Here is an 11,856-nt window from a genome sequence, read left to right as displayed (position 1 = left end):
TACCCAATAGATTTCAAGATGCAAGAAGGCGGCAAGCAAGAGAATCCCGATGAGCTTACACCGGTAAGTGATTCGGATGATTGAGCGAAGCCAACACACTTGCAGTTTGCAAGGTGACGGGTATAAGCGCCCTGAGTCGATTCTGGCGGTCATCTACGCCAGAAACAGTGGTCGGGTGTTGATGTTGCAACGGCGTGATGATCCTGATTTTTGGCAGTCGGTCACCGGCAGCCTGGAAGGTGATGAAACGCCGTTGGAAACCGCACAGCGCGAAGTAAAGGAAGAAGTCGGCATTGATATACTGGGTGAAAATCTGGAGCTGTTCGACTGCCAGCGCTGTGTGGAATTTGAACTCTTTGTGCATTTGCGCCGTCGCTATGCGCCGGGTGTTACGCATAATAAAGAACATTGGTTCTGTGTAGCGTTACCCGAAGAGCGAGATGTGGTGATTACCGAACATCTTGCTTACCAGTGGTTAGATGCCGCGGATGCCGCGGCATTGACTAAGTCCTGGAGCAATCAGCAAGCGATTGAAGAGTTCGTTCTTTATTCAGTCTAGTGAGGCTATTTTGGAGATACTTATTTATGGCAGGTCATAGTAAATGGGCCAACACAAAACATCGCAAAGCGGCACAGGATGCCAAGCGCGGTAAAATTTTCACTAAAATTATCCGTGAGTTGGTAACAGCAGCCCGTCTGGGCGGTGGTGACCCCGGTGCTAACCCGCGTTTGCGTGCGGCTATTGATAAAGCATTGTCGAATAACATGACGCGCGACACCCTGAACCGCGCCATTGCCCGCGGTGTGGGCGGTGATGAAGATAACAACATGGAAACCATCATTTACGAAGGCTATGGCCCAGGCGGCACTGCCGTGATGGTTGAATGCTTAAGTGATAATCGTAACCGTACCGTATCTGAAGTTCGCCATGCATTCACCAAAACAGGTGGTAATTTGGGGACTGATGGTTCTGTTTCTTATCTATTCACCAAAAAAGGTGTTATTTCATACGCACCGGGTTTAGAAGAAGATGCGGTGATGGATGCGGCACTGGAAGCCGGTGCTGATGATATCGTGGTCTATGATGATGGTGCTATTGATGTCTTTACCGCCTGGGAATCTCTCGGGGCGGTGAAAGATGCACTGGATGCCACGGGTTTGGTCGCAGAAGGCGCTGAAGTCTCTCTTATCCCATCAACTAAAGCTGATTTAGATGCAGAAACTGCACCAAAACTACTGCGTTTGATTGATATGCTGGAAGACTCGGATGATGTGCAAGAGGTTTACCATAACGGTGAAATCTCTGATGAAGTGGCAGCAACCCTGTAATTCAGTGTGATTTCAGGTCTATTGCAGCTTGAAATATGACGGGTATAACACTGGTCGCGTTTTGTGGCCAGTGTCATGAGAAGAACTAAACAAGGTGAATAAACTGGTATGGCGATCGTATTAGGCATCGACCCCGGTTCTCGTGTCACCGGTTATGGCGTCATTCGCCAACAAGGTCGCCAGCTGACTTATCTGGGTAGCGGCTGTATTCGCACTGTCGTTGACGATATGCCGACTCGCCTGAAGTTGATTTATGCAGGTGTCACTGAAATTATCACCCAGTTTCAACCCGACTTTTTTGCTATCGAACAAGTGTTTATGGCGAAAAACCCAGATTCAGCTTTAAAGCTGGGCCAGGCGCGTGGGGCGGCGATTGTCGCTGCGGTAAATCTGAATTTGCCGGTTTCCGAATATGCGGCTCGGCAGGTTAAACAAACAGTGGTAGGTACAGGAGCGGCAGAAAAAAGCCAGGTTCAGCACATGGTGCGCTCACTGTTGAAACTCCCTGCGAACCCTCAGGCTGATGCCGCTGATGCATTGGCAATTGCTATAACCCATTGTCACCTAAGCCAAAATACCCTGCGATTGGGTAATGACCAAATGGTGTTGGCTCGTGGCAGGCTCCGTTGACGTGTATTTTAATGCGAGCAGGTTAACTGTTATTGTAGGCTGGATATCCATCCAGCCTTTTTTATGCTATAAACAGCCATTATGTTTATACCCGGATATGGGTAAACGAGGAGAAAGTCAACGTGATAGGGCGCCTCAGAGGTATCATTCTGGAAAAACAGCCACCTTTGGTGCTGCTGGAAACAAACGGCGTTGGCTATGAAGTCCAACTGCCAATGACCTGTTTTTATGAGCTGCCAGAATTGGGGCAGGAAGCCATTATCTTTACCCAGTTTGTGGTGCGCGAAGATGCCCAACTGCTGTATGGCTTCAATGATAAGCAAGAACGGGCGCTGTTTCGTGAGTTGATAAAAGTGAATGGTGTGGGGCCAAAACTGGCACTGGCCATTCTCTCCGGCATGTCAGCACAACAATTTGTGGCGGCGGTTGAACGGGAAGATATCACCACTTTGGTGAAATTACCGGGTGTCGGCAAGAAGACCGCTGAGCGCTTGGTGGTTGAAATGAAAGACCGCTTTAAAGGCCTCAATGGCGACTTGTTCAATAATACCGGTGATATTCAGTTACCCGCCAGTAGTTCGTCACAAATCTCTGATGCCGATATCGAAGCAGAGGCCGCCTCTGCGCTGGTGGCTTTAGGTTATAAACCCCAAGAAGCTAGCCGTTTAGTGAGCAAAATTGCTAAGCCAGGTGCTGATTGTGAAACCCTGATCCGTGATGCTTTGCGTGCCGCGTTATAGGTAGAGGTAGATAATGATTGAAGCAGACCGCCTGATCTCTGCGGGTGTTATCACTGATGAAGAGAGTATTGATCGGGCTATCCGCCCGAAGCTGTTGGCAGAATATGTCGGGCAGCCCCATGTCCGCGAGCAAATGGAAATCTTCATTCAGGCGGCGAAACAGCGCGGTGATGCGCTGGATCATGTGCTGATATTTGGCCCACCGGGGCTGGGCAAAACCACATTGGCAAATATTGTTGCTAATGAAATGGGGGTGAATCTGCGTACCACCTCTGGCCCGGTGTTGGAAAAAGCGGGCGATTTGGCTGCCATGCTGACCAATCTTGAGCCGCACGACGTATTATTCATTGATGAAATCCATCGTTTATCACCTGTGGTTGAAGAAATCCTCTATCCGGCAATGGAAGATTATCAACTGGATATCATGATTGGCGAAGGACCGGCGGCGCGTTCAATCAAACTTGATTTACCGCCATTTACCTTGATTGGCGCGACGACTCGCGCGGGGTCATTAACTGCGCCGTTACGTGACCGATTTGGTATTGTGCAGCGCCTTGAATTTTATCAAGTTGCTGATTTAGAGCATATCGTCACCCGCAGTGCCAAATATTTGGGGCTGGAACTCACTCCTGACGGGGCACACCAATTAGCCCGTCGCTCCCGGGGAACACCGCGGATCACCAACCGCTTGTTACGGCGCGTGCGTGATTTCGCTGAGGTCAGGGCCGATGGTGCTATCAATGGCGATGTGGCGATGAAAGCGCTGGATATGCTGAATGTCGACGCCGAAGGTTTTGATTTTATGGACCGTAAACTCTTGCTGGCTGTTATTGATAAATTTATGGGTGGCCCAGTGGGGTTGGATAACCTGGCGGCGGCAATTGGTGAGGAGCGGGAAACCATTGAAGACGTGCTGGAGCCGTATTTAATCCAGCAAGGTTTTATCCAGCGAACCCCCCGCGGGCGCATTGCCACCAATCATGCTTATAAACATTTTGGTATCACCCGCGAAGAATAAGCCTCTTTAATGCAGGGCTGTGCAATGGACAGCCCTGATAAAGGTTATTTTCAAGCAACAGCTTTCTCAGTGAGCGCTGTATTCATCATTGGGTTATGCGCGTGCTTTTTGTGACAGACTCAGGATGAACATTACAGCGGCACAAAGAACGACGGAAGGGCCTGCCGGGGTATCATAGAAAGCAGAGAAAGTTAAACCGCCGGTCACCGCGACAATGCCAATACCAATAGCAATACCGGCCATTTGTTCTGGTGTCCGGGCAAAGCGGCGGGCAGCAGCCGCTGGGATTATCAGCAAGGAAGTGATAATCAGTGCGCCGACGAATTTCATCGACAACCCTATGGTCAGTGCGGTCACTAGCATCAGCAGCATCCGAACGCGCTCTAAATTTACACCGTCTACATGGGCCAGCTCCGGGCTGATGGTCATTGATAGCAATGATCGCCACTGCCAGCACAGTATCCCCAGCACCACGACCACTCCAGCGGCAATGAGCCAGATATCACTCAGAGTCACAGAAAGCAGGTCGCCAAACAGATAGGCCATTAAATCGACCCGCACGTTATGCATCAGGCTGACTACCACCAGGCCCAAAGATAATGCGCTATGAGCCATAATCCCGAGCAGAGTATCGACAGCTAATTGTGGGCGGCGTTCTAACCACACCAGAATGAGTGCCAGCACCATAGTCATCACGATCACGGCATAGAATGGGTTCACATTGAGCAATAAACCGAATGCAACACCCAGCAATGATGCATGCGCTAAAGTATCGCCAAAATAAGACATCCGCCGCCAGACGACAAAAGACCCCAGAGGGCCGGCCGCAGTAGCCAGCAACACACCGGCTAACCAGCCAGGCAACAATAATTCAATCATGCGTCCGGCTCCCACTGTTTTTCAAAATAATCTTTCCGTGCAAATCGTGGCGATGATTATGGTGATGGCGGTAAACCGCTAATTGCTCTGCTCCGCGATGACCAAACATGGCGATAAACTCAGGATGAGTTGAAACCACTTCTGGTGCACCGGAACAACAAATATGTTGGTTAAGACATAATACTTCGTCAGTTTTGGCCATCACTAAATGCAGGTCATGGGAAACCATCAAAACGGCACAGCCGAGTTCTCGGCGTAACTGTTCAATTAAGTCATACAGGGCTAATTGACCATTAACATCAACGCCTTGCGTTGGCTCATCTAACACTAATAACTGCGGCCGATTTAATAATGCACGGGCCAAAAGAACGCGTTGGTTTTCACCACCGGACAGTTTTTGCATCGGCTGGTCTAATAGATGCGCAGCGTGCACTCGTTTCAGCGCTGGTAAAATATCCGCTTTTTTAACACCCGGTTTCAAGCGCATAAAGCGGCTCACGGTTAGCGGCAAGGTGGCATCCAGATGAAGCTTTTGTGGAACATAGCCAATGCGCAAACCTGGCTCACGAACAAGAGTGCCACTGGTGGGGGCAATTAACCCCAACACCACGCGAACCAGTGTTGATTTGCCCGCACCATTTGGCCCAAGCAGGGTGAGAATTCTCCCCGGACGCAGCGAAAGGGAAATATCATTTAATACCCGCCGACTACCAAAAGTGACGGATATTTTATTTAGTGTGACCAATGTGGGCATTATGATTACGTTTGCAGAACCGAGTGAATGTTATAATATTACGCCTTAGCGATCAAAACGTCGAGAGTTCATATTATGTTACATAAAAACAAGTGGTTGAAGCGGGCAATTTTGGGCAGTGCAATTTTAGCTGCCAGCCCATTTAATATTGCCTCTGCTGCGGTCGTTACATCAGTGCGTCCGTTAGGTTTTATCGCCTCAGCCATTGCTGATGGCGTATTACCCACCGAAGTTTTGCTGCCCGATGGCGCATCGCCACATGATTATGCTCTGCGTCCATCAGATGTCCAGCGGTTACGCAGCGCTGACCTGGTTATTTGGGTTGGGCCGGAAATGGAAGCATTTTTAGCAAAACCGTTAACGCAAGTTGCTGATAACAAAAAGATAGCCTTGGCACAGCTACCTTCAGTTACACCTTTGTTAATGAAAGGTGATGAAGAGGGGGATCACGAAGGAGCAGATGAAAGGCATGATCATGATCATGCGAAAGATAATCATAGTGACGAGCACCACCATGGTGAATATAACATGCATATTTGGTTGTCCCCAACCATTGCCAAACAATCGGCAATTGCTATTCACGACAGACTATTGGAACTTATGCCACAAAATAAGGACAAACTAGATGCAAACCTGCGCCGATTCGAGGATCAACTAGCGCAAAATGAAAAAAATATTGCTATTATGCTAAAGCCTGCCCAAGGTAAGGGATACTTCGTTTTTCATGATGCTTATGGCTACTTTGAAAAACATTTTGGCTTGAGCCCATTAGGGCATTTTACAGTCAATCCCGAAATTCAACCTGGAGCGCAGCGTTTACATCAAATTCGAACACAGTTGGTTGAGCATAAAGCGGTATGCGTTTTTGCTGAGCCACAATTCAGGCCGGCCGTCATTAATGCTGTCGCCAAAGGAACGGACGTGCGTTCAGGCACCTTAGATCCTTTGGGGAGTGGCATAGTATTAGGCAAGGACAGCTATGTGGACTTTATGTCTCAGTTGTCGAACCAATACGTGAGCTGCCTGAAGTAAGATTAAAAGGATACTCATAAGTGCAGCAGATAGTCCGAACTATCACTTTGGCGTATAACAATCTCCCTCGACCCCACCGCATTATGCTGGGGTCGTTGACTGTAATGACACTGGCCGTAGCTGTTTGGCGGCCTTTTGTTTATCATTCGGAGCACGAACCTATCGCTAAAAGTGTGGTATTAGATACCAGCCAAAGCCGTGTTTTACTCCCCGAAGCCAGTGAGCCTATTGATCAGCCGACCCCTGATGATGAAATCCCACAAGACGAATTAGATGCTAAAGATGTCAGTGAAAGTGGCGTTCATGAGTACGTGGTCTCGACCGGCGATACCCTTAGCACCATTCTTACTCAATATGGCATCGATATCTCCGATGTTTCGCTGTTGGCAACGCAAAATCGTGATTTGCGGAATCTGAAAATTGGGCAACAAATCTCTTGGACAGTCAACGACACCGGTGATTTACAGCGCCTGACATGGGAGGTTTCTCGTCGTGAAACCCGCACCTATGACCGCGTTGGTAATAATTTCAAAGAAACAAAAGAGTTACAGAAAGGCGAGTGGAGCAATGCGGTTCTCACCGGTCGGCTTGATGGTAGTTTTGTCACCAGTGCCAAAAAAGCCGGTTTGACGGGCGCAGAGATTCGCGCTGTGACAAAAGCATTACAATGGCAGTTGGATTTTGCCAAACTGCGTAAAGGTGATCAGTTTTCGGTGTTGATGTCCCGTGAAATCCTGGATGGCCGCAGTGAGCAAAGTCAGCTGGTTGGGGTGCGTATGCGCTCTGGCGGCAAAGATTATTATGCTATCCGCGCCGACGACGGTAAGTTCTATGACCGGCTTGGTTCTGGTCTGGCGCGTGGTTTTATGCGCTTTCCTACCATGAAACAATTCCGGGTCTCATCTAACTTTAATCCTCGCCGTATTAACCCGGTAACCGGGCGTATTGCACCGCATAAAGGGGTGGATTTTGCGATGCCAGTAGGTACCCCAGTGCTTGCTGTAGGTGATGGCGAAGTGGTTATTGCTAAACGTAGCGGGGCTGCGGGTAACTATGTCGCTATTCGTCATGGCCGCCAATACACCACCCGTTATATGCATTTGAAAAAATTACTGGTGAAACCAGGCCAAAAAGTGAAACGTGGTGATCGTATCGCCTTGTCGGGTAACACCGGCCGTTCCACAGGCCCGCATCTGCATTATGAATTCTGGATGAACCAGCAAGCCGTTAACCCATTGACCGCCAAGTTACCGCGTTCAGAAGGGCTGAGCGGTAAAGACCGCAGCGACTATCTGGCTATTGCGAAGCAGGTCATCCCGCAGTTGCAACTGGATTAATAGCTCGCCGGTAACCATGAATTTGTGCTATCGGCGTGTTTATACCCAGCGGTATATTATTATCTCACCGCCCATTCCAAGAGTTTCCCATGCATAAAGAGAAAAACGACGCAGCTGGTTTTATTCCGGTATTTAAGAAATCTTTCCTACATCCTCGGTTTTGGGGGGTATGGTTAGGTGCTGGGGCAATGGCGGCGATGGCTTATGTCCCACCGAAATTCCGTGATCCATTATTGGCCGGGGTGGGGCGTCTTGCGGGTAAATTTGCCAAAAGTGCCCGTCGTCGTGCCCGTATTAACCTCCTTTATTGTCTGCCAGAGCTGCCAGAGGCAGAGCGCGAACATATTATTGATCAAATGTTTGCGACCGCAGCGCAGCCTTTAATGATGATGGCCGAACTGTGTTTTCGTGACCCAAAGAAAGTATTATCGCGTGTTCACTGGCACGGATTGGATATTCTTGACGGCCTACAGCAGCAGGAGCGCAATGTTATTTTGTTAGTGCCCCATGCCTGGTCGATTGATATTCCCGCCATGCTGTTAGCTGAACAAGGTAAGCCAGTTGCTGGTATGTTCCATCACCAACGAAATCCATTAGTCGATTACTTATGGAATAGCGCGCGCTTGCGGTTTGGCGGGCGCATTCATGCTCGTGAGAGTGGCATTAAGCCGTTTATTAGCTCAGTGCGTCAGGGTTTTTGGGGCTATTATTTGCCCGATGAGGACTATGGCCCTGAGCAAAGTGAGTTTGTTGATTTCTTTGCGACCTATAAGGCGACATTACCGGCAGTCGGGCGGTTGATGAAAGTGTGTCGTGCGGCCATTGTCCCGATGTTTCCGGTTTACAATTATCGTGAACACCGCCTTGATATCTATATTCGTCCGCCAATGGATGATTTGGCCGATGCCGACGATGCTTATATTGCGCGCCGCATGAATGAAGAAGTTGAGTTGTTGGTTAAACCAAATCCGGAACAATATACCTGGATTCTAAAACTGCTGAAAACACGGCGAGAAGGCGAGATAGAGCCGTATGTTCGTAAGGATCTCTAAGGCCGGTAGTTGAATAAAGGTCGAGTGCTGAATAAAGGTCGAGTGCTGAATAAAGGTCGACAGTTGAATATAGAGTGACTTGTCCTAATATAGGTTGACACTTTTCAGTCTTAAAACGCCCGCTATTGATCAGCGGGCTTTTTGTTTCTAATTAAAGATTACTCAACGCGGATGATGCGGCTGGTATTGGTGGTACCAATCGTCCCCATTACATCGCCCTGTGTGACGATAACTAAATCGCCAGATACCAGGAAACCTTTATCTTTCAGTCGATTAACTGCTTCTGTCGCAGCAAGAATGCCATCACTATGGGTATCACAATAAACCGGTGTCACACCGCGATAAATAGCCGTCAGGTTCAAAGTATGGTCGTGACGTGACATCGCAAAGATTGGCAAGCCAGAACTGATACGGGACATCATCAACGCCGTGCGGCCTGATTCAGTCATCGCAAGAATCGCTGTGATGCCTTTCAGATGGTTTGCTGCATACATGGTCGACATCGCAATGGCTTCTTCGACATTGTCGAATTGCACATCAAGGCGGTGTTTGGACACATTGATACTTGGGATTTTTTCTGCACCCAGACAAACACGAGCCATGGCGGCAACCGTTTCAGCCGGGTACTGGCCCGCTGCTGTTTCGGCGGACAACATGACCGCATCCGTGCCATCCAATACGGCGTTAGCCACGTCCATCACTTCCGCACGTGTTGGCATTGGGTTGGTTATCATTGACTCCATCATCTGGGTCGCAGTGATAACAGCACGGTTTAGCTGGCGAGCCCGGCGAATCAGTTTTTTCTGAATACCGACTAACTCAGGGTCGCCGATTTCGACACCCAAGTCACCACGGGCAACCATTACGACATCTGAGGCCAGAATGATATCGTCCATGGCTTCATCTGTCGCCACGGCTTCAGCACGCTCAACTTTGGCTACAATTTGCGCATTGCAGCCAGCATCACGCGCCAGGCGGCGAGCATAATTCAAATCTTCGCCAGTACGTGGGAAGGAGACTGCCAGGAAATCCACACCAATTTTGGCGGCAGTGATAATGTCGGCTTTATCTTTTTCTGTCAGCGCTTCAGCAGACAGACCGCCACCTAACTTGTTGATACCTTTGTTGTTGGAGAGCGGGCCGCCGACAGTCACTTCGGTGAACACTTTCATGCCCTGAACTTCAATGACTTTTAATTGTACGCGACCATCGTCCAGTAACAGGATGTCACCGGGAACAACATCTGCCGGTAATCCTTTATAATCGATACCAACTTTGTCTTTATCGCCTTCGCCTTTTGCCATATTGGCATCGAGCAAGAATTTATCCTGTACGTTAAGGAAGACTTTTCCTTCCTTAAAAGTAGATACCCGGATCTTAGGACCCTGTAAATCGCCAAGAATCGCTACATGGCGCCCCAATCGGGCGGCAATCTCACGGGTTTTTTCTGCCCGTAACATATGGTCTTCAGCGCTACCATGGGAAAAATTCAGGCGGACTACGTTAGCACCCGCAGCAATAATCTTCTCCAGATTATTGTCGCGGTCAGTAGCCGGCCCCAGTGTAGTAACAATCTTGGTCCTTCTGAGCCGTCTGGACATCTCTTACTCCGTTGACTGATGAAGCATGGTGTTGTTAAAACAGCGGATAATAAATCCGATAGTAAAATCTAATGTAAGTTACAAATTTTACGACGATATATTTGTGACAGTTATGTTTGCGCTAACAACGTTTTACAACAACGTGTTACAACAACATAGTGTCATTTATGTTATCCGCTTGCGACTGTAAAACAATTGATGCGTAAAATGGCTCATGCGGATTCCATTTTCACATCAATGACCACATTACAAAAGCGAGCTGTTTACTTCTTATTGACTCGGATATTGCTCGAGTCAAACACATATCCATCTTTCAATGGTACGTCAAACTTTCACGGCAGAAGATGCGCTAACACAAAAAAAGCGACTTCGGTCTGCATGTCATTGACTTTTTGACACATTTAACTTTCTAACCTTACTCACCACTATTGATTCGTTGAGAGCCTTTGTCGAAGCGCGACTCTTTCAATGCATCTTTAACCCGCTTCAGATTATCCCTGAATTTAGCCCCTCTGCGCAGAGTAAAACCGGTCGCCAACACATCAATTAAGGTCAATTGAGCAATACGCGACACCATCGGCATATACATATCAGTATCTTCCGGCACGTCCAGTAGCAGAGGTAATGTCGCTTCATTAGCCAGCGGAGTATCACGCGAGGTAATGGCAATCACTGTGGCATCGTTTTCACGCGCAAGCTGTGCCAGCTCAACGAGGCTTTTTGTCCGTCCAGTGTGTGATATCAATACCACCACATCACCTTCATTGGAATTCATGCAGCTCATGCGTTGCATAACGATATCATCGAAATAAATTATCGGGATATTAAACCGGAAGAATTTATTCATTGCATCATGGGCTACCGCGGCCGATGCGCCAAGGCCGAAGAACGAAATTTTCTTCGCTTGTGTCAATAAATCCACTGCTCGGTTGATCGCGGCAATATCTAAATTATTTTTCGCCATATCCAAGCTGGCCATGGTCGATTCAAATATTTTCCCAGTGTAAGCGGCTACACTATCATCCTCTTCGACGTTCCGGTTCACATAAGGTGTGCCATTTGCCAGACTTTGTGCCAAATGAAGTTTAAAATCAGGGAAACCCTTGGTGTCTAGTCGGCGGCAAAAGCGGTTTACCGTGGGTTCGCTGACGTTCGCCAATTTGGCTAATGTGGCAATACTTGAGTGGATAGCAGTTTGTGGGGAGGCGAGGATCACCTCGGCGACTTTCCTTTCCGATTTGCTCAGGAGGTCCAGATTATTTTGGATATTTTCCAGCGTATTCATATAACGAGAATCACCCATGGGTTTTACCGATTTCATTTAAAGGAGAAATCTATGTCGGTTTAATGGAAATATACTACGAGCTGGAACCCGTTGGCAGAGGCATCTGGTTGGAAGTCACTCTTTTTCACCAGAATATGACCTGTGTCTAATTTTCATAATGGTAAATAGTTGTCAAAAACGTCATAAAATTACATTTTAA

At 48.3% G+C, this 11,856-nt stretch carries 12 protein-coding genes; 8 read left to right on the top strand and 4 right to left on the bottom strand.

Annotation, left to right across the window (positions count from 1 at the left end):
- Positions 1-76: 76 nt before the first annotated feature.
- From nudB to ruvB, 5 genes are all read left to right on the top strand, one after another.
- Positions 77-559, top strand: coding sequence for a dihydroneopterin triphosphate diphosphatase (nudB, locus tag FTA91_RS16970; protein ID WP_050113500.1), 483 nt, complete (start codon positions 77-79; stop codon positions 557-559).
- 26 nt (positions 560-585) lie between these two features.
- Complete coding sequence (locus FTA91_RS16965; protein WP_004390701.1) at positions 586-1,329, top strand: YebC/PmpR family DNA-binding transcriptional regulator; 744 nt, start codon at positions 586-588, stop codon at positions 1,327-1,329.
- Positions 1,330-1,437: 108 nt separating this feature from the next.
- Complete coding sequence (ruvC, locus tag FTA91_RS16960; protein WP_004390700.1) at positions 1,438-1,959, top strand: crossover junction endodeoxyribonuclease RuvC; 522 nt, start codon at positions 1,438-1,440, stop codon at positions 1,957-1,959.
- Between the two features lie 122 nt (positions 1,960-2,081).
- The gene (gene ruvA / locus FTA91_RS16955; protein WP_038633373.1) at positions 2,082-2,699 is read left to right on the top strand and encodes a Holliday junction branch migration protein RuvA; all 618 of its coding nucleotides are present in this window, start codon (positions 2,082-2,084) and stop codon (positions 2,697-2,699) included.
- Positions 2,700-2,712: 13 nt separating this feature from the next.
- Positions 2,713-3,717: a Holliday junction branch migration DNA helicase RuvB gene (ruvB, locus tag FTA91_RS16950; protein WP_050113501.1), complete on the top strand. Its 1,005-nt coding sequence runs from the start codon at positions 2,713-2,715 to the stop codon at positions 3,715-3,717.
- 93 nt (positions 3,718-3,810) lie between these two features.
- On the opposite strand, the gene znuB is transcribed toward ruvB, so the two are convergent.
- Together znuB and znuC are read right to left on the bottom strand one after the other, a co-directional pair.
- Positions 3,811-4,596 (bottom strand): zinc ABC transporter permease subunit ZnuB, encoded by a 786-nt coding sequence (gene znuB / locus FTA91_RS16945; protein WP_050113502.1) that lies wholly within the window; start codon positions 4,594-4,596, stop codon positions 3,811-3,813.
- Positions 4,589-5,350 (bottom strand): zinc ABC transporter ATP-binding protein ZnuC, encoded by a 762-nt coding sequence (gene znuC, locus FTA91_RS16940; RefSeq protein ID WP_050113503.1) that lies wholly within the window; start codon positions 5,348-5,350, stop codon positions 4,589-4,591. The genes znuB and znuC overlap by 8 nt, the downstream gene beginning before the upstream one ends.
- A 75-nt stretch (positions 5,351-5,425) precedes the next feature.
- On the opposite strand from znuC, the gene znuA reads away from it, so the two are divergent.
- The 3 genes from znuA to lpxM all read left to right on the top strand — a co-directional run bounded on the left by znuA (position 5,426) and on the right by lpxM (position 8,771).
- A complete protein-coding gene (gene znuA, locus FTA91_RS16935) occupies positions 5,426-6,382 on the top strand; it encodes a zinc ABC transporter substrate-binding protein ZnuA (RefSeq protein WP_145535655.1) in 957 nt (318 codons plus the stop codon).
- 20 nt (positions 6,383-6,402) lie between these two features.
- On the top strand, positions 6,403-7,719 hold the full coding sequence (mepM, locus tag FTA91_RS16930) for a murein DD-endopeptidase MepM (RefSeq protein WP_145535656.1): 1,317 nt from the start codon (positions 6,403-6,405) through the stop codon (positions 7,717-7,719).
- An 89-nt stretch (positions 7,720-7,808) separates the two neighbouring features.
- Complete coding sequence (gene lpxM, locus FTA91_RS16925) at positions 7,809-8,771, top strand: lauroyl-Kdo(2)-lipid IV(A) myristoyltransferase (RefSeq protein ID WP_050113506.1); 963 nt, start codon at positions 7,809-7,811, stop codon at positions 8,769-8,771.
- A gap of 158 nt (positions 8,772-8,929) precedes the next feature.
- On the opposite strand, the gene pyk is transcribed toward lpxM, so the two are convergent.
- Positions 8,930-10,372, bottom strand: a complete 1,443-nt coding sequence (gene pyk / locus FTA91_RS16920; RefSeq protein ID WP_050113507.1) for a pyruvate kinase — start codon at positions 10,370-10,372, stop codon at positions 8,930-8,932.
- A gap of 415 nt (positions 10,373-10,787) precedes the next feature.
- Positions 10,788-11,657: a MurR/RpiR family transcriptional regulator gene (locus tag FTA91_RS16915; RefSeq protein WP_050113582.1), complete on the bottom strand. Its 870-nt coding sequence runs from the start codon at positions 11,655-11,657 to the stop codon at positions 10,788-10,790.
- Between the last annotated feature and the right edge of the window lie 199 nt (positions 11,658-11,856).

Origin of the sequence: Yersinia thracica (assembly GCF_902170565.1) — a bacterium.
Lineage (GTDB): Bacteria > Pseudomonadota > Gammaproteobacteria > Enterobacterales > Enterobacteriaceae > Yersinia > Yersinia thracica.
This window is presented reverse-complemented; position numbering and strand designations above follow the sequence as displayed.

What these genes read in the sequence shown, in the direction of transcription:
- znuC (WP_050113503.1), bottom strand. Translation starts at nt 5,350, where the DNA reads ATGCCCACATTGGTCACACTAAATAAAATATCCGTCACTTTTGGTAGT.
- FTA91_RS16965 (WP_004390701.1), top strand. Translation starts at nt 586, where the DNA reads ATGGCAGGTCATAGTAAATGGGCCAACACAAAACATCGCAAAGCGGCA.
- ruvB (WP_050113501.1), top strand. Translation starts at nt 2,713, where the DNA reads ATGATTGAAGCAGACCGCCTGATCTCTGCGGGTGTTATCACTGATGAA.
- znuB (WP_050113502.1), bottom strand. Translation starts at nt 4,596, where the DNA reads ATGATTGAATTATTGTTGCCTGGCTGGTTAGCCGGTGTGTTGCTGGCT.
- ruvC (WP_004390700.1), top strand. Translation starts at nt 1,438, where the DNA reads ATGGCGATCGTATTAGGCATCGACCCCGGTTCTCGTGTCACCGGTTAT.
- lpxM (WP_050113506.1), top strand. Translation starts at nt 7,809, where the DNA reads ATGCATAAAGAGAAAAACGACGCAGCTGGTTTTATTCCGGTATTTAAG.
- pyk (WP_050113507.1), bottom strand. Translation starts at nt 10,372, where the DNA reads ATGTCCAGACGGCTCAGAAGGACCAAGATTGTTACTACACTGGGGCCG.
- znuA (WP_145535655.1), top strand. Translation starts at nt 5,426, where the DNA reads ATGTTACATAAAAACAAGTGGTTGAAGCGGGCAATTTTGGGCAGTGCA.
- nudB (WP_050113500.1), top strand. Translation starts at nt 77, where the DNA reads ATGATTGAGCGAAGCCAACACACTTGCAGTTTGCAAGGTGACGGGTAT.
- FTA91_RS16915 (WP_050113582.1), bottom strand. Translation starts at nt 11,657, where the DNA reads ATGAATACGCTGGAAAATATCCAAAATAATCTGGACCTCCTGAGCAAA.